General features: G+C 64.2%; 15 protein-coding genes. 4 read left to right on the top strand and 11 right to left on the bottom strand.

Features of this window, described 5'->3' with window-relative positions; genetic code table 11:
* Positions 1-2 precede the first annotated feature (2 nt).
* From ACTYOL_RS22090 to ACTYOL_RS22065, 6 genes are all read right to left on the bottom strand, one after another.
* A complete protein-coding gene (locus ACTYOL_RS22090; RefSeq protein ID WP_151925147.1) occupies positions 3-1,067 on the bottom strand; it encodes an imelysin family protein in 1,065 nt (354 codons plus the stop codon).
* A gap of 18 nt (positions 1,068-1,085) precedes the next feature.
* Entirely contained in the window at positions 1,086-2,513 is a 1,428-nt protein-coding gene (locus tag ACTYOL_RS22085) for a di-heme oxidoreductase family protein (protein WP_200603573.1), read from the bottom strand.
* Positions 2,514-2,751: 238 nt separating this feature from the next.
* The gene (locus tag ACTYOL_RS22080) at positions 2,752-4,083 is read right to left on the bottom strand and encodes an imelysin family protein (RefSeq protein WP_153773173.1); all 1,332 of its coding nucleotides are present in this window, start codon (positions 4,081-4,083) and stop codon (positions 2,752-2,754) included.
* Positions 4,084-4,243: 160 nt separating this feature from the next.
* Positions 4,244-6,295 carry a putative bifunctional diguanylate cyclase/phosphodiesterase gene (locus tag ACTYOL_RS22075; RefSeq protein ID WP_063545989.1) on the bottom strand — a complete coding sequence of 684 codons (2,052 nt, stop codon included), beginning with the start codon at positions 6,293-6,295 and terminating at the stop codon, positions 4,244-4,246.
* 307 nt (positions 6,296-6,602) lie between these two features.
* Complete coding sequence (locus tag ACTYOL_RS22070) at positions 6,603-7,199, bottom strand: superoxide dismutase (protein ID WP_054893818.1); 597 nt, start codon at positions 7,197-7,199, stop codon at positions 6,603-6,605.
* Between the two features lie 191 nt (positions 7,200-7,390).
* Entirely contained in the window at positions 7,391-7,990 is a 600-nt protein-coding gene (locus ACTYOL_RS22065; RefSeq protein WP_153773172.1) for a LysE/ArgO family amino acid transporter, read from the bottom strand.
* A 126-nt stretch (positions 7,991-8,116) separates the two neighbouring features.
* On the opposite strand from ACTYOL_RS22065, the gene ACTYOL_RS22060 reads away from it, so the two are divergent.
* The 3 genes from ACTYOL_RS22060 (at position 8,117) to ACTYOL_RS22050 (ending at position 10,957) form a co-directional block, all read left to right on the top strand.
* Positions 8,117-9,007 carry a LysR family transcriptional regulator ArgP gene (locus tag ACTYOL_RS22060; protein WP_063545988.1) on the top strand — a complete coding sequence of 297 codons (891 nt, stop codon included), beginning with the start codon at positions 8,117-8,119 and terminating at the stop codon, positions 9,005-9,007.
* A 49-nt stretch (positions 9,008-9,056) separates the two neighbouring features.
* A complete protein-coding gene (locus tag ACTYOL_RS22055; protein WP_065864208.1) occupies positions 9,057-10,052 on the top strand; it encodes an NAD-dependent epimerase/dehydratase family protein in 996 nt (331 codons plus the stop codon).
* 86 nt (positions 10,053-10,138) lie between these two features.
* The gene (locus ACTYOL_RS22050; protein ID WP_444757056.1) at positions 10,139-10,957 is read left to right on the top strand and encodes an ATPase; all 819 of its coding nucleotides are present in this window, start codon (positions 10,139-10,141) and stop codon (positions 10,955-10,957) included.
* 73 nt (positions 10,958-11,030) lie between these two features.
* On the opposite strand, the gene ACTYOL_RS22045 is transcribed toward ACTYOL_RS22050, so the two are convergent.
* From ACTYOL_RS22045 to ACTYOL_RS22035, 3 genes are read right to left on the bottom strand one after another with little or no spacing between them, the layout of a single operon-like run.
* Positions 11,031-12,080, bottom strand: coding sequence for an alkene reductase (locus ACTYOL_RS22045; RefSeq protein ID WP_054893813.1), 1,050 nt, complete (start codon positions 12,078-12,080; stop codon positions 11,031-11,033).
* 19 nt (positions 12,081-12,099) lie between these two features.
* The gene (locus tag ACTYOL_RS22040; RefSeq protein ID WP_054893812.1) at positions 12,100-13,272 is read right to left on the bottom strand and encodes an MFS transporter; all 1,173 of its coding nucleotides are present in this window, start codon (positions 13,270-13,272) and stop codon (positions 12,100-12,102) included.
* Positions 13,273-13,285: 13 nt separating this feature from the next.
* Positions 13,286-13,588 (bottom strand): ArsR/SmtB family transcription factor, encoded by a 303-nt coding sequence (locus tag ACTYOL_RS22035; RefSeq protein ID WP_054893811.1) that lies wholly within the window; start codon positions 13,586-13,588, stop codon positions 13,286-13,288.
* 152 nt (positions 13,589-13,740) lie between these two features.
* Here ACTYOL_RS22035 and ACTYOL_RS22030 point away from each other — a divergent pair, with 152 nt between their 5' ends.
* Positions 13,741-14,325 (top strand): acyl carrier protein phosphodiesterase, encoded by a 585-nt coding sequence (locus ACTYOL_RS22030; protein WP_444757055.1) that lies wholly within the window; start codon positions 13,741-13,743, stop codon positions 14,323-14,325.
* Between the two features lie 121 nt (positions 14,326-14,446).
* On the opposite strand, the gene ACTYOL_RS22025 is transcribed toward ACTYOL_RS22030, so the two are convergent.
* Together ACTYOL_RS22025 and olsB are read right to left on the bottom strand one after the other, a co-directional pair.
* On the bottom strand, positions 14,447-15,235 hold the full coding sequence (locus ACTYOL_RS22025; protein ID WP_444757054.1) for a lysophospholipid acyltransferase family protein: 789 nt from the start codon (positions 15,233-15,235) through the stop codon (positions 14,447-14,449).
* The gene (olsB, locus tag ACTYOL_RS22020; RefSeq protein ID WP_063545976.1) at positions 15,235-15,990 is read right to left on the bottom strand and encodes an L-ornithine N(alpha)-acyltransferase; all 756 of its coding nucleotides are present in this window, start codon (positions 15,988-15,990) and stop codon (positions 15,235-15,237) included. Before olsB ends, ACTYOL_RS22025 begins: the two co-directional genes overlap by 1 nt.
* Between the last annotated feature and the right edge of the window lie 54 nt (positions 15,991-16,044).

Below are 16,044 nucleotides of genomic sequence, written 5' to 3'. Positions count from 1 at the left end.
GATCAGTCACCGTCGTTGGCATTGAAGCCCAGCTGGATATTCAACGCCTTGGCCAGCTCGCCTTCGTGCAGGCGGTGGACGACGTTGAGGCTGTCGTAGATCTGGTTGAGGGTCTGCTTGCCGGCATCGTCGGCGAGCAGTTCGCCCAGGGTCTTCTGGTTGTCAGCCAGCAGTTTGGCAGCGCTGGCGTAGGCATCGTCGATCTTTTGCGCCAGCGCGCTCTGATCTTTACCCAGCAGACCGCGCAGGCCTTTGTTGTCGACCCCGGTCCAGACGGTTTCGGCGGCCTTGAGCGAAGCCTCCAGGCTCTTGAGCGAGGAGTGGCTGCGCCAGGCTTCGGCCTGGAGCGGCTGAGGGATACCCTTGCTCTGACGGCCCATGGGGGCGCCGAGTTTCTTCTTCAGCGTGTCCAGGGCGGTGACCTGCGCGCGCAGCAGGTCGGCGATCGCTTCATGCGAGTCGGCGTAGCGCTGGTTGGGGAATTTGGTCATCTGCGACAGCATGCCATCGGTGCTGTTCCAGCTCTTGAGAATGTCTTCGGCCAGGGCTTTCTGGTGCTCGGCGATGGCCACCAGCAGCGGGCAGTAGCGGGCTTTCTGCTCTGCGGTGGCGATGTCCGGCTTGCTGTCGAAGAGGATGTACTCGTAGGCCGACAGGCCACGGACCACGACGCTGGCCTTGCCGAGGCTGTCTGCGTCGACCGGCTTGTCGCCGCTGACCAGTTGCTCGACCTGGCGGCCGACCAGGTTCTTCTTGTCAGGCCAGAACTGCACCTGCCAGGCGCGGTTGCCTTCGGCCAATGGGCCGACCAGCAGCGGCTGCAGTTCGGCCCAGGCCTTCTGCGCGTTGAGGAAGTCGGCGCGGGCGGTGTCCAGGCTCTGCTTGCCTTCGCAATAGGCCAGGGCGCTGGCGGCCAGTTGGCGGTCGGCCTCGACCCAACGGCTGTAGGTCGGCAGGATCACCTGCTGGGCGATGGCGGCGGAGGTCACGGCTTGCGGGTCCTGCGGCGAGCAGGCGCCCAGGGCGATGGCGGCGAGGCTGGTGAACAACAGTTTGGGTCGGAACATGCCCGGCTCCTTGCGCGTTTAAAGTGAGTTCAGGAAAGCCAGCAGCGCGGCGCGTTGCTCGGCATTGAAGGTCAGTACGTGACGGCGTGCAGCCTCGGCTTCGCCGCCGTGCCAGAGCACGGCCTCGAGCAGATTGCGGGCGCGACCGTCATGGAGGAACTGGGTGTGGCCGCTGACGGTTTCGGTCAGGCCGATGCCCCACAGCGGCGGCGTGCGCCAATCCTGGCCACCGGCGGCGAACTCGCTACGGTTGTCGGCAAGGCCTGGGCCCATGTCGTGCAGCAGCAGGTCGCTGTAGGGCCGGATCACCTGGTTGGCCAGTTCTGGCTCGACGTTGTCACTACCCGTGGTGAACTGCGGTGTGTGACAGCCCTGGCAACCCGCCTGGAAGAACAGGTTCTTGCCGGCCAGCACCTGCGGCGAATTCACCTCGCGGCGTGCAGGCACCGCCAGATTGCGGGTGTAGAACGTCACCAGGCGCAGGATGTTGTCGCTGACTTCCTTTTCCCCGTCGTCACCGTCGCCGTTGGGCGCGGCGCGGCATTCGACCTGCGCCGGCGTGCAATCGTCCTCGGGCTTGAGGGTGCTGGTCAGGCCCATGTCGCCAGCGAAGGCGTGGACGTTCTGCTGGTTGACGTTGGGTTGCCCGGCTTTCCATCCGAAGCGGCCGACCACGGTCTTGCCTTGGGCATCGTCCCAGACCCGGTTGGCGCGGCCGCGGATGCCGTCGTTGTTGCGATCATCCGGGTCTTCGTTGGCCAAAAGCGCAGCCTCCGGGATGGCCTCGAGCAGTCCGAGGCCGATCATGGGCGGGGCGACGCGGGCGGACATGCGTGTGTCCGGGTGCATCGGGCCGTAGCCGAGCTGGGTGATCTCCACGGTCGGGCGGCGCAGTTCGACCTGGTGGCCATCCTTGAAGGTGACGGTCTCGCTGTCGTAGCTGACCCGCACCTTGCCTTCCGGAGCTACGCCGGGGATCGACATGTCCTGCAGCTGCGTACCGTAGACCGGTTCGGGAACCACGCCGAGGCGTTCGATTTCCTTGATGAACTGCGGCTGGTCGGGGATCGACAGACGCACCAGCATGGACACGGCATTGCGGGCATCGGCCTCTGGCGGATGACCTCGGCCGTCGCGGATGTGGCAGTTCTGGCAGGCATTGGTGTTGAACAACGGGCCCAGGCCATCGCGTGCAGTGGTGGTCGAAGGTGCGATCACCCAGGGATTGCGGAAGAAGCTGTTGCCGACGCTGAAATCCAGGCGGCGCTCGGGCGTGAGGTTGGCCGAGGGCATCGAGAAGGCGTTACGGTCGCTGCGCAGGATCGTCGCCTTGCCGCCGGACAGCGCTTCGCCGGGCTCGGCCTGGGTGAAACGCGGAGCGTCGTCACAGGCGGCCAGGACGGTGACCATCAGCAGAAGTGGGAGTCGGGACAGCGACGAGGACATCGAGAATCCTGGGCGTGAGCGAAAAACCGGCGTGCAAGCTTAGCAAAATGGGGATGTTTGAATAAGAGCAATTTGCAATTGCCTGCTGAATCCGCTGGCGGCCCTTTCGCGGGCAAGCCCGCTCCCACCGGCACCAGTGGAAGCGGGCTTGCTCGCGAAGGGGCGGGTTTGGTCAGCGCAAACCCGGATATGAAAAAGGCGACCCGAAGGCCGCCCCTTTCAAACCTTCACCCTGGCATCAGAACTCGTGGTCTGCGGTGTCCGGGTTCAGGTTGTCGATGCCCAGCTTGCCAGCGGCCTGCTCGATGGCACCGGTCTGCTTGACCAGCGCGGCGATGGCGTCGCGCACCACCTGGTTGCCTGCAGCGTTATCGGCAGCGATCAGCTGGTCGTAGTGCTCGCCCTTGAGGGCGTGGTCGACGATCACCTGGATCTTCGCTTCGGTGTCCTGCAGGTCGGCCTTCAGGGTGGCGTCGGTGGCCGGGTCGACCTTGGCCACCAGCGACGACAGGCTCGGGCCGCTGACCTTGGAGCCGTCCGGACGGGTGTACTCGCCCAGGTAGATGTTGCGGATGCCCTTGGCGTCGTAGAAGTGCGACCAGTGGGTGTTGTCGCTGAAGCAGTCGTGCTCGTCTTCAGGCGAGTTGGCTTCCAGCGAGACCTTCATGCGCTCGCCCGCCAGTTCGCCCAGCGACAGGCTGCCCATGCCGAACAGCATCTTGCGCAGGCCATCCTTGACCGGCTCGGCTTCCAGCGAAGCGCGGTAGTTGTCGGCGACGTTCGGTGCCCAGTTGCCGACCATCTCTTCGAGGTCGCTGACCAGCAGGTCGGTGACGGCTTTGAGGTAGGCGCGGCGACGGTCGTTGTGACCACCGGTGGCACCCTGGCCTTCGAGGTAGTCCGAAGCCGGACGGTTGCCTGCGCCTGGGCCCGTGCCGTTGAGGTCCTGGCCCCAGAGCAGGAATTCGATGGCATGGTAGCCGGTGGCGACGTTGGCTTCGGAACCGCCCAGCTCGTTCAGGCTGGCCAGTTTCTCGGGCGTGATTTCCTTGACGTCGATCTTGTCTTCGCCGACCTGGATCTCAGGGTTGGCGATGATGTTGGCGTTGGCAGCCGGGTTGCCCAGGGCGTGCTCGTAGCTCTTGTCGACGTAGTCGATCAGGCCTTCGTCCAGGGGCCAGGCGTTCACCTGACCTTCCCAGTCGTCGATGATGGTGTTGCCGAAGCGGAAGGCTTCGCTCTGCAGGTAAGGAACGCGGGAAGCGACCCAGGCGTCCTTGGCGGCTTTCAGGGTCTCATCGTTGGGCTTGGCCAGGAACGCGTCGATGGCGGTCTGCAGTTGCTTGGCGGTGCTCAGCGAGTCGCTGTACACGGCATGGACCATTTCGGCGTAGTGCTTGACCACGGCCTGGGCAGCAGCTTCATCGACAGCCCCAGGTGCGGCAGCAGTGCTGGCGGCAGGTGCCTGGGCTTGCGGAGCGGCGGCCTTGTCGTCCTTGCCTTCGCCGCAGCCGGCGAGAGCGATGGCGATGGCCAGCAGACTGGCGGAGGCCAGAGGCATTCGAATCATTGTTGGTTTCCCTGCGTCGTTTGGTTGGACCATGTGTTGGAAGCGCTGCACCGTGGCACGCGAAACCGCAACATAATGCGAAAGATTTGCATTTGGTGTAAAGGGTTGGCCGTGCTTTTCGTGCAAATGTCGTTTCCAGGGTCGTCAATGACGACCACGCTCAGAGTGCCGAGACCTGGTTGCGTTGGGCGTGCTTGAGGAAGGCGGTCAGCTCGCGCGAGGGCAGCGGCTTGCTGTAGTGGTAGCCCTGACCCTCGTGACAGCCCTGGGCGATGATGTAGGTTTCCTGCTCGGCGGTTTCCACGCCCTCGGCGATGACCTGCATCCCGAGGCTCTTGCCCAGCTGGATGATGGCGCGAACGATGGTGGCGTCGTCATCGTCGTCCAGCAGGTCCTGGACGAAGCTCTTGTCGATCTTGATCTTGTCCAGCGGCAGCGACTTCAGGTAACTGAGCGAGGAGTAGCCGGTGCCGAAGTCGTCGATGGCGATCAGCGCCCCTGAACGGCGCAGGCTCAGCAGGTGTTGGGCGGCGGTGCTGATGTCTTCCATCAGGCCGGTCTCGGTCACCTCCAGCTCCAGGCTGCGCGGCGGCAGGCGATAGGCCTGCAGCAGGTTGTTGACCACCCGCGGCAGCTCGTTGTGGTGCAGTTGCACGGTCGACAGGTTGACCGCCATGCGCAGCTCGCTGAAACCCAGGTCGTGCCACTCGCGCAACTGGCGGCAGGCCTGGTCGAGCACCCATTCGCCGATGGCGATGATGTTGCCGTTCTGTTCGGCCAGCGGGATGAACTGGTCTGGCGGTACCATGCCCAGCTCCGGATGCTGCCAGCGCAGCAGCGCTTCGACGCCGACCACGCGGTGGTCGCGGTAGCTGATCTGCGGTTGATACACCAGGTAGAGCTGGTTGCGCGGCAACGCCTCGCGCAGGTCTTTTTCCAGCTCTCGGCGCCGACGCATCTCGCTGTCGACGCTGGCGATGTAGAACTGATAGCGGTTGCGCGAGCGGGCCTTGGCCAGGGTCATGGTCTGTTCGGCCTTTTGCAGCAGCTTCTCGGTGCTGTCGCCGTCTTCGGGGAACAGGGTGATGCCGATGGTGGCACGCAAACGGATTTCCTGATGATCGAGGGCGAAGGGCACTTCCAGGTCGTCGAGAATGCTCTGGGCCAGCTCGGCGGCCTCGTAGGGCTGCTCGATGTTGGCTTGCACCAGGGCGAACTGGTCGCCACCCAGGCGGGCGAGGGAGCCGAGGCGGCCGCTGTGGGCGCGCAGGCGGTCGGCCAGGGCCAGCAGCAACTGGTCGCCGACCTGGTAGCTGAACTGCTCGTTGATGCCCTTGAAGTCGTCCAGGCCCACGCACAGTACGGCCACACGGTGCTGCAGGCGCCCGCCATCGACGAGAATCTTGTCCAGTTGCTGTTGCAGTTGCTGGCGGTTGGGCAGGCCGGTCAGGAAGTCGTACTGGGCCATGCGCTGCAGGCTGTTTTCCGCCTCGTGGCGCAAATGGGTGTTGCGTTCGATGGAGGCCAGCAACTGGTTGGCAGTGTCGACCCACAGGCCCAGTTCGTTGCGTTCGTGGCCCTTGAGTTGGGGAATCTGGTGCTGGCTGGGGCGGTCGGGGTTGATCTGGGTGAGATGCTCGATGATTTTCGATAACGGTTTGGTCAGCAGCCAGTGGTACACGAGGTAGAGCACCAGGCCCATGGCCAGGGCGCGCAGCACGCCGGAAATGAAGATGATGACCGCGTTGACCAGAAAGCCCTCGCCATAGCTGGCGGTATCGAGGGTGATGCTCAGGTCGCCGTAGTATTCGCTGTAGGGGCCGCGGCCGACCAGCTGGGTGGTGTAGGTGCGCTCCTGGCCGAGGATCAGGTCGGTCAACCAGCGCAGGGGCATGTCCTGCAGGGGGCGGGACTTCTGCGCGAGCATGGTTTCATTGGGGTGGCCGATGGAGGCCATGCGGACCGATTCGTCCTGGAACAGACCCTCCATGACTTGCATGCCCATCTCTCGGTCGAGGCTGTAGACCGCTTGGGTGGAGGGGTCGCGGAACATGTCGAGGATGCGCTGGGCATCGTTGTTGACGGCCTGGCGGGTCTTGTAGGTGTCATAGACGATCTGCGCACAACTGAGAACGACGCCCACCGCGAGCGCCGACAGCAGCACGACCCTGAGCAACTTGACCGACAAGCTGTTCCGAAATTCCAGCTTCAATGGGGTTTCCTTAATCCATGCGCATGCCATTATTTTGCCATCAACCTTGGCAATACACTATCGACCGATTGCCGCGGCAGGCGAGGGGCCCGTCGCTGGATGCACCCTGAGTACTGTATCGGTTATGCGGCCTTGCGACTTGAATGTCCTGCATCAACTTTCCAGAAGGTTGATGTTAGCGCGCTATTGAGGGGGAGCAAGAGAGGGCGCGCGGGAGGCTTGAAAATTAGCCGTGGTTTTTCCATTTCCTGGACCCGGGAAACAAAAAAACCCGGCCAGGGCCGGGTTTTTCAGAGCGCTGAACGAATCAGGCCTTGAAGGTCTTGCCTTCGAACTGCTCGGCAACGAACTTCCAGTTGACCAGGTTCCAGAACGCCTCGACGTACTTCGGACGCAGGTTGCGGTAGTCGATGTAGTAGGCGTGCTCCCAGACGTCGCAGGTCAGCAGCGGGGTGTCGCCGCTGGTCAGCGGGTTGCCGGCGCCGATGGTGCTGGCCAGGGCCAGGGAACCGTCAGCCTTCTTCACCAGCCAGCCCCAACCGGAACCGAAGGTGCCGACCGAAGTCTTGGTGAACTCTTCCTTGAACTTGTCGAAGGAACCGAAGGCAGCGTTGATGGCTTCAGCCAGGGCGCCAGTCGGCTGGCCGCCGGCGTTCGGTGCCAGGCAGTTCCAGTAGAAGGTGTGGTTCCAGACTTGAGCTGCGTTGTTGAAGATACCGCCCGAGGAGGTCTTGACGATTTCTTCCAGCGACTTGCCTTCGAATTCGGTGCCTGGGACCAGGTTGTTCAGGTTCACGACATAGGTGTTGTGGTGCTTGTCGTGGTGAAACTCCAGGGTTTCCTTGGAGATGTGCGGCTGCAGGGCATCGTGGGCGTAGGGCAGCGGCGGCAATTCAAAAGCCATGGTGGATCTCCTGATTCAGGTCTGTTTGCGGTTTGCGCAAGGCCGATCACGGGCGGCCCGATGAGCGTCGGCGAGTTTGTACTCTTTGCGACGCAAGGGCTGGATCATAGCACCAGCCCCCGCGCATAACCACGCAACAACTATAGGGAATAGAGGTTCCAGAGCGGTTGGGCCCCGGCGACCAGTGGGAATCAGCCGATGATCAACTGCGTGGCCACGGCGAACATCATCACCGCCACCATCAGGTCCAGCAGCCGCCAGGTCCCGGGACGCGCGAGCCAGGGGGCGAGCCAGGCGGCACCCAGGGCCAGGGTGAAGAACCATACCAGCGATGCGCTCGCCGCTCCGGCGACGTAGGCACCAGGCACCGTCTGCTGGGCGCCGAGCGAGCCGATCAGCAGCACGGTGTCCAGGTAGACGTGGGGGTTGAGCAGGGTCACCGCCAGGGCACTGAGCAGCACTGCCCGGCGTGAACGCAGGCCTTGGCCTTGCTGCTGTTCCAGGCTCTGCCTGGAGCAGGCACGTTGCAGGGCCTTGGCGCCATACCAGATCAGGAACAGCGCACCGCCCCAGCGTGCGGCGGCGAGCAGGGTCGGGTTGTGCGCCAGCACCGTCGCCAGGCCAAACACTCCAGCCGCCACCAGGATCGCGTCGCACAGCACGCACAACAGTGCCACTGGCAGGTGATGTTCGCGGCGCAGGCTCTGGGCCAGGACAAAGGCGTTCTGGGTGCCGATGGCCATGATCAGGCCGAAGGCCACCAGCATGCCGTTCAGGTAACTTTGCCACATAACGGGAACACTCCACGGGCGCCGCCGTTGGAGGGCGACGCGGATTCACAAGAAGATGCTGGCTATTGTCGGTAAGGGCGCTGTATAAGAAAAACAAATAGTACTCATCCGGCATTAGGAAAATCGATGTTCGACTACAAGTTGCTCGCCGCCCTCGCCGCCGTGATCGAACAAGGCGGGTTCGAGCGCGCCGCCCAGGTACTGGGGCTTTCGCAGTCGGCCATTTCGCAACGCATCAAGCTGCTGGAGGCGCGTGTCGGCCAGCCGGTGCTGGTGCGTGCCACGCCACCGAGCCCGACCGATGTCGGTCGCCAGTTGCTCAACCACGTGCAGCAGGTGCGCCTGCTCGAGCGTGACCTGCAGCGCCAGGTCCCGGCGCTGGATGAAGAGGGCATGCCCGAACGTCTACGTATCGCTCTCAACGCTGACAGCCTGGCGACCTGGTGGGCCGGGGCAGTGGGGGATTTTTGTGCCGGGCAACGCTTGCTGCTGGACCTGGTGGTCGAAGATCAGGAAGTCGGCCTGCGGCGCATGCGTGCCGGCGAGGTGGCGGCCTGCCTGTGCGGTAGCGAGCGCCCGGTGGCGGGGGCGCGCAGCCAGCCGTTGGGGGCGATGCGCTATCGCGCGCTGGCAAGCCCGGCGTTCATGGCGCGGTATTTTCCGCAGGGGTTCGAGGTGGCGCGGTTGGCCCGCACACCGGCGGTTGTCTTCGGGCCTGACGATTTCCTGCAGCACCGCTACCTGGCGTCACTGGGGATCGAGGACGGTTTCCTGCATCACCTGTGCCCGTCGTCCGAGGGTTTTTTGCGTCTGACCGAAGCCGGGCTCGGTTGGGGCCTGGTGCCTGAACTGCAGGCCCGCGAACAACTGGCCAGTGGCCAGTTGGTGGAAATCTGCAGCGATACTCCCATCGATGTGCCGTTGTACTGGCATCATTGGCGCAACGGCGGGCAACTGCTCGCACAACTGACAGAACACCTGCGCCAGGCGGCGCCAGGTTGGCTGGTGCCGTTGTAGGCACGGGCGGCGTCAACTGCATCTGTAATCTGGCAAGGCGGAGTCTTACATGCGAATTCTGGTCACCGGCGCGAGCGGCTTCATTGGCGGGCGCTTTGCGCGTTTTGCCCTGGAGCAGGGCCTGCAGGTGCGGGTCAACGGCCGCCGTGCCGAAGGCGTGGAGCACCTGGTCAAGCGCGGGGCGCAGTTCATTCCGGGCGACCTGGGCGACGCCGAGGTGGCGCGCCGTCTGTGCCAGGGGGTCGACGCCGTGGTGCATTGCGCGGGGGCGGTGGGCAACTGGGGGCGTTATCAGGATTTTCATCATGGCAACGTGGTGCTCACCGAGAACGTGGTCGAGGGTTGCCTGAAAGAACATGTGCGGCGCCTGGTGCACCTGTCGTCGCCGTCGATCTACTTCACTGGCCGCTCGCGCCTGGACATTCGCGAGGACCAGGTGCCGCGGCGTTTTCACGATCACTATGCGCTGACCAAGCACCTGGCCGAGCAGAAAGTCTTCGGTGCCCAGGAGTTCGGCCTCGAAGTGCTCGCCCTGCGTCCGCGCTTCGTCACCGGCGCAGGTGATGCGAGCATCTTCCCGCGGCTGATGCGGATGCAGGGCAAGGGACGTCTGGCGATCATCGGCAACGGCCTGAACAAGGTCGACTTCACCAGTGTGCACAACCTCAACGAGGCGCTGCTCAGCGCCCTGTTCGCCGAAGAGCAGGCGCTGGGCCAGGCCTACAACATCAGCAACGGCCAGCCACTGCCACTGTGGGACGTGGTGAATTATGTAATGCGCCAGATGCAGTTGCCGCAAGTCACCCGTTACCGCTCCTATCGCCTCGCCTACAGCCTCGCAGCTGTCAATGAGGCCGCCTGCATGCTCTGGCCCGGCCGGCCGCAACCCACCCTGACACGTACCGCGATGCAGGTGATGAGCAAGGATTTCACCCTCGACATCAGCCGCGCCCGGCATAATCTCGACTACCGCCCCAAGGTCAGCCTGTGGACCGCGCTGGATGAATTCTGCGGCTGGTGGCAGCACCTTCCGGGGCAGCAGTGAACCTGTCGGGCGGGCGATGGTCATCAGTGCGCCGCCCGGGCGGTTTATAATATGTCTTTTTGCTATTAGTGCGGTCGAACCTACCCATGCGCAACGATGCCCACGATGATTTCGATGATGTGCCGGTCCTGAGGGCGGGTACGCCTGACGATGATGAACTGCTTCCGGCTCACGTGGCCCGCGGCCGCCAGAAAGCCGCGCGCCCGGCCAGCAACGGCCCGCTGTGGGCGCTGCTGCTGGCCTCGTTCATTGCCCTGGCCGGGCTCGGCTGGTGGAGCTTCCAGCAGATCTCGCTGATGGAGCAGCAATTGGTGGCCACTCAGGAGAGCTTTGCCCGCATCAGCGAGGAAGCTGCCGGCCGCCTGCAGGCGATCAGCGGCAAGGTCGATGCCAGCGAGTCGAACAGCAGCACTGGCAGCGAAGCCCTGAAACTGCAGATTCGCCAGTTGCAGGCCAGTCTTGCCGAGCAGGGCAAGCAGCAGGAAGGCGTCGCTGGTCAGGCCGGCGATCTGGGCAAGCGCCTGGAGCAGGTGCTGGCCGATACCCGCGAGCAGCAGAAGGCGGTGACCGAACTGCAGACCCAGTTGCAGGCGCAGCTCAAGGCCGTGAATACGGAACTGACAGCGCTCAAGTCGGGCCAGGTCGATGGCGGCAAGCTCGATGGCCAGCTCCAGAGCCTGAGCAGCGAGGTGGCCGCGATGAAGAAGCAAGGCGCTGCGATCGAGAGCCTGGAGCAGGATGTGCTGGTGCTCAAGAGCCAGGCGGACAACCGTCCATCCAGCGCGGCTGCCGGTGGCGCGTCGGTGCAGGAGTTCGATGCCTTCCGTGGTCAGACCACCCGCAGCCTCAACACCTTGCAGAGCCAGATCCAGAACCTGCAGCAGCAGATCAACGCGCGGCCCTGATCGCCTGCGCGCGTTAAAAGAAAGCCCGCCCCCACGACCAGGTGTGGGGGCGGGCTTTTTTTCAGCCTGTGCGTTACATCCGCGGATAGTCGATGTAGCCCACTGGCCCTTTGCCGTAGAACGTCTCGGGGTGCGGCTCGTTCAGCGGCGCATCGGCTGCCAGGCGTGCTGGCAGGTCAGGGTTGGCGATGAACGGGATGCCGAAGGCGACGGCATCGGCCTTGCCGCTGGCCAGTGCTGCGTTGGCGGTGGCCTTGGTGAAGCGTTCGTTGACGATGTAGGGGCCGCCGAACGCCTCTTTGATCAGCGGGCCGATGCTGTCGTCGGCTTCTTTTTCCCGCGAGCAGATGAAGGCGATGCCGCGCTTGCCCAGTTCACGGGCAACGTAGGTGAAGGTCTCGGCGCGGTCGGCGTCGCCCATGTCATGGGCATCGGCCCGTGGTGCGAGGTGCACGCCAACGCGCTTGGCGCCCCACACACCGACCACCGCGTCGGTCACTTCCAGCAGCAGGCGGGCACGGTTTTCCAGCGAGCCGCCGTATTGGTCGGTGCGCTGGTTGGTGCTGCTCTGCAGGAACTGATCGAGCAGGTAACCATTGGCGCCATGGATTTCCACGCCGTCGAAACCAGCAGCCTTGGCGTTCTCGGCACCGGTCCGGTAAGCCTCGACGATGTCAGCGATTTCTTCGGTTTCCAGCGCACGTGGAGTCGGGTAGTCGCTCAGCGGACGCACCAGGCTGACGTGGCCTTTGGGCTGGATCGCGCTTGGCGCCACCGGTAGCTCACCGTTCAGGTACGACGGGTGGGAGATGCGCCCCACGTGCCACAGTTGCAGGAAGATGCGCCCGCCGGCGCCATGCACGGCCTGGGTCACGTTGAGCCAGCCACGGACCTGGTCGTTGGACCAGATGCCGGGGGTGTCGGGATAGCCGACGCCCATCGGCGTGACCGAAGTGGCTTCGCTGAGGATCAGGCCGGCGCTGGCGCGCTGCACGTAGTACTCGGCCATCAGTGCGTTGGGCACGCGGCCCTCGTCGGCGCGGCAGCGGGTCAGCGGGGCCATGATGATGCGGTTGGGCAGCTCGAGGTCGCCCAGGGTGATCGGATCGAAAAGCGTGGTCATATCGCAAGCCTCGCGTAGGTCAGTTGGATGCAGCGGCCAGTTCGGCGTCGTTGTCGCCGCGCTGGTTGAAAGTGATCAGGGTGACGATCAGCGCCAGGACAGCCAGGGCACCTGCAGCCAGCGGTACGCTGGTCAGGCCCAGGCCATGGGCGATGACGCTGCCGCCGACCCAGGCGCCCAGGGCGTTGCCCAGGTTGAAAGCGCCAATATTCAGGGTCGAGACCAGGTTCGGCGCATCCTTGCCGTAGGTGACCACGTTGACCTGCAGCGCCGGAACGGCGGCGAAGGCAGCGGTGGCCCAGAGGAACAGGGTGATTTCGGCGGGCACCAGCGCGTTGCTGGTCCAGCTGAACAGGGTGGAGACCACCGCCATGGTGGCGAACACGCCCACCAGCGTGGCGGCGAGGCGGCGATCGGCAAGCTTGCCTCCGAGGATGTTACCCAGGGTCAGGCCCAGGCCGATCAGCACCAGGGTCCAGGTCACGCCACGTGGCGATACGCCGGTAACATCACCGAGCAGTGGCGCGACGTAGGTGAACAGGGCGAACACCGAGGCCGAGAACAGTACGGTCATGCTCAGCGACAACCAGATCCGGGCACCCTTGAGGGAGGCGAGTTCAGCACGCATGTCGACCTTTTCGGCATCCTGTTGCAGGGGCAGGAAGCGGATCAGGCCGATCAATGCGATCACGCCGATGCCGGTCACGGCCCAGAAGGTCGAGCGCCAGCCGGCGACCTGGCCGAGGGCGGTGCCCAGTGGCACGCCGAGCACGTTGGCCAGGGTCAGGCCGGTGAACATCAGGGCCACGGCCGAGGCGCGGCGGTTGGCCGGCACCAGGCTGGCCGCGACCACCGAGCCGATACCGAAGAAGGCACCGTGGCACAGGGCGGTGACCACGCGGGCGAACATCAGCAGGTTGTAGTCGCTGGCCACGGCACACAGCAGATTGCCGACGATGAACACGCCCATCAGCACTACCAATGCCGCCTTGCGTGGCAGACGGGCCGTGGCCAGGGCCATGAACGGCGCACCGATCGCCACGCCCAGGGCGTAGCCGGTCACCAGCCAGCCGGCGCCGGGAATGCTCACCCCCAGGTCGCGCGCCACATCGGGCAGCAGGCCCATGATGACGAACTCGGTGGTGCCGATGGCAAAGGCGCTCAGCGCCAGGATCAACAGTGAAAGGGGCATTGCAAGGTCCTTGTCAGAGCTCTTGGCTCATCTGCTCGAGGAAGGCCTGGATGGTTTCCTCGTTGCGCTTGAAGAAATGCCACTGCCCGACCTTCTGACTGCTGATCAGGCCTGCGCGCTGCAAGGTGGCCAGGTGGGCGGAGACGGTCGACTGCGACAGGCCGCAGCGTTGATCGATCTGCCCGGCACAGACGCCGAATTCGGTGCTGTGGTGCTGGTCGGGGAATTGCGCCGCTGGGTTCTTCAGCCAGTTGAGGATGTCTCGGCGGACCGGATGGGCCAGGGCTTTTATTATTTCGTCGAGGTCGAGAGGCATGGTTGGGCTCGTGGTATGTAGCGGTATATCGCGATAGGGCGAAATATAAATCGGTATTTCGCGATATACAAATATGAAGAGGTTCTGAGCTCAGCTGAAATCGCTATATCGCGTTATAACGATATAAATGTCCACGGTGATAGAATGCCGCCATGAACTACCTCGCACACCTGCACCTTGGCGGCTCCGCGCCGCAGCAACTGCTCGGCAGCCTGTACGGCGATTTCGTCAAAGGCCCGCTCGAAGGGCGCTTTGCGCCTGAGCTGGAGGCGGCAATCCGGTTGCATCGACAGATCGATCGCTACACCGACAGCCACCCGCTGGTGCTGGCGGCGCTGGCGCGTTTCCCGCGGGAGCGTCGGCGGTTTGCCGGGATTGTGCTCGACGTGTTCTTCGATCACTGCCTGGCACGGCACTGGGCGGATTACGCCGAGCAGCCGCTGGCGCAGTTTACCGATAGCTTTTATCGAGTGCTGCTGGCCGAGCCGCAGTTGCCGGGGCGCTTGGCACGCATTGCGCCGTTCATGGCAGCGGATGACTGGCTGGGAGCCTATGGTGATTTCGCCACGCTGGAGCAGGTATTCAATGGCATTGCCCGGCGCTTGTCGCGGCCGGAAGGGATGGCTGGGGTGATGGATGAGCTGGAGCGGCTGTATGAGCCGTTGCTGGCGGATTTTCGTGAATTTTATCCTCAGTTGCAGGCGTTTGCGGCGGCAGGAAGGCTAGCTGACAGCTGAATCTCTATTGCCTTCACTGGCCTCTTCGCGGGTAAACCCGCTCCCACAGGGACTGCGCTGTTTTCAGATCCCGCGCAGTCCCTGTGGGAGCGGGTTTACCCGCGAAGAGGCAATGCCTGAATCAGGCAGCGCGCGCCTGACGCCGTGGAGCCACCGTCTCTTCCTCAACCCCGAACAACACCATGTGAATCGCCTGCTGCGCTTGAAACGCCAGCGCCGCTCGTTCCTTCCCGGCGCTGCCAATCGGCTTCAACAAGTGAATGCAAACCTCTCCCCGAGGCTCGGCAAACAAGCGCATCAGGTGCGAAACCATGTCGTCATCGCCAATGAACGGTGCGATCGGGTCCGGTTCACCGTTGCGCAGGTATTGGATCGCCACTGGCTGCACGGGCGTGCCCTGGTCGATGGCGCCGGCCAGCAGGCGTCCGTGGAAGGTGCGCAGGGCGCGGCCATCGGTGGTGGTGCCTTCAGGGAAGATCAGCAACGGTCTGGCCTGGCCCAATTGCTCGCTGATCTGTTCACGCAGACGCTGGGCGTCACCCCCGCCACGGCGAATGAACAAGGTGCCGGCCTTCTCCGCCAGCCAGCCGGCCAGCGGCCATTGGCGTACCTCGGCCTTGGACAGGAACGACAGCGGGGTGAGCATGCCCAGTACCGGGATGTCGGTCCAAGACACGTGGTTGCTGATCCACAGCATCGAGCGCTGCGGCAGTTCACCGACGACCCGCACCTCGAAGGGCAGGGCACCGATCAGGCGTTTCATGAACAGGCAGGTCCAACGTTGCCGTCGCTCGAGGGAGGCGTGCAGGCCCAAGCGTTCGCCCAGGGCGATGACGCTGGCCATGGCCATTCCCAGCAACAGCACCAGCACCAGGCGCAGGAGGCGGGCACAGGCCCGCAGGCCCGGCATCAGACTGCCGCCTTGAAGTGGCGGGCGTAGCGCGGGCAGAGGTCATCGCGCTTGAGCAGGATGAACACGTCGGCGACCTGGAAGTCTTCGTCCCAGCAAGGCTCGCCACAGATCTTCGCTCCCAGGCGCATGTACGCCTTGAGCAGCGGTGGCATCTCGGTGATCACGTTGTTCGGCAGGGCCAGGCTGGGGAGCGGCTTTTTCGGCTCGGCGCGCAGGTGCTCGTTGCACAGGTAGCGTTCGCGCAGGCGCTGCATGATTGCGTGGGCCTGGATGCCGCCGTCCTGCATGGGGATGCTGGCGCAGCCCATCAGGTAGCTGTAGCGACCTTCGTTGAGCACTTCGGCAAGCTCGCCCCAGAGCACGGCGATGGTGCCGCCGTTGCGGTAGTCGGGGTCGACGCAGGTGCGGCCCAGCTCCAGGATCGGACCTTGCAGTTGCAGCAGGCCATGCAGGCTGAATTCTTCTTCGCTGTAGAAGCGGCCCAGGCTGCTGGCGGCCTGGTGGTCGAGCAGGCGGGTGGTGGCGACCAACTGGCCGGTGGCCAGGTCGCGCACACCGATGTGGCGGCAGTGGATATCGTAGTCATCCATGTCCAGGCCCAGTTCGGCGCCCTTGAGCTTGGCCTTGAATTCGGCGCTGAACACCTTGAAGCGCAGGGCCTGTGCTTCCTGCAGGGCCGCAGCGCCGACCAGGCGTTCGGCTTGCAGACGGCGTTCAGTGCTGTTGTCGCCAGAGCGAGCGATCCGAGTCATTGCGAGTCTCCATAAGCCAGCCAAATAGGGTTGCGGCCGGTCGGCTTTGTTGTG

It is taken from the genome of Pseudomonas sp. A014 (genome assembly GCF_052378495.1).
GTDB lineage: Bacteria > Pseudomonadota > Gammaproteobacteria > Pseudomonadales > Pseudomonadaceae > Aquipseudomonas > Aquipseudomonas machongensis.
Note: the sequence above shows the minus strand (reverse complement) of the source record. Positions and strands in the feature narration are given on the sequence as shown.

Bases quoted from the DNA above. Each gene is read 5' to 3' on its own strand.
- ACTYOL_RS22065 (WP_153773172.1), bottom strand. From the start codon at position 7,990: ATGTGGCAAAGTTACCTGAACGGCATGCTGGTGGCCTTCGGCCTGATC.
- ACTYOL_RS22070 (WP_054893818.1), bottom strand. From the start codon at position 7,199: ATGGCTTTTGAATTGCCGCCGCTGCCCTACGCCCACGATGCCCTGCAG.
- ACTYOL_RS22055 (WP_065864208.1), top strand. From the start codon at position 9,057: ATGCGAATTCTGGTCACCGGCGCGAGCGGCTTCATTGGCGGGCGCTTT.
- ACTYOL_RS22045 (WP_054893813.1), bottom strand. From the start codon at position 12,080: ATGACCACGCTTTTCGATCCGATCACCCTGGGCGACCTCGAGCTGCCC.
- ACTYOL_RS22090 (WP_151925147.1), bottom strand. From the start codon at position 1,067: ATGTTCCGACCCAAACTGTTGTTCACCAGCCTCGCCGCCATCGCCCTG.
- ACTYOL_RS22025 (WP_444757054.1), bottom strand. From the start codon at position 15,235: ATGCCGGGCCTGCGGGCCTGTGCCCGCCTCCTGCGCCTGGTGCTGGTG.
- ACTYOL_RS22050 (WP_444757056.1), top strand. From the start codon at position 10,139: ATGCGCAACGATGCCCACGATGATTTCGATGATGTGCCGGTCCTGAGG.
- ACTYOL_RS22060 (WP_063545988.1), top strand. From the start codon at position 8,117: ATGTTCGACTACAAGTTGCTCGCCGCCCTCGCCGCCGTGATCGAACAA.
- ACTYOL_RS22035 (WP_054893811.1), bottom strand. From the start codon at position 13,588: ATGCCTCTCGACCTCGACGAAATAATAAAAGCCCTGGCCCATCCGGTC.
- ACTYOL_RS22030 (WP_444757055.1), top strand. From the start codon at position 13,741: ATGAACTACCTCGCACACCTGCACCTTGGCGGCTCCGCGCCGCAGCAA.
- olsB (WP_063545976.1), bottom strand. From the start codon at position 15,990: ATGACTCGGATCGCTCGCTCTGGCGACAACAGCACTGAACGCCGTCTG.
- ACTYOL_RS22040 (WP_054893812.1), bottom strand. From the start codon at position 13,272: ATGCCCCTTTCACTGTTGATCCTGGCGCTGAGCGCCTTTGCCATCGGC.
- ACTYOL_RS22085 (WP_200603573.1), bottom strand. From the start codon at position 2,513: ATGTCCTCGTCGCTGTCCCGACTCCCACTTCTGCTGATGGTCACCGTC.
- ACTYOL_RS22080 (WP_153773173.1), bottom strand. From the start codon at position 4,083: ATGATTCGAATGCCTCTGGCCTCCGCCAGTCTGCTGGCCATCGCCATC.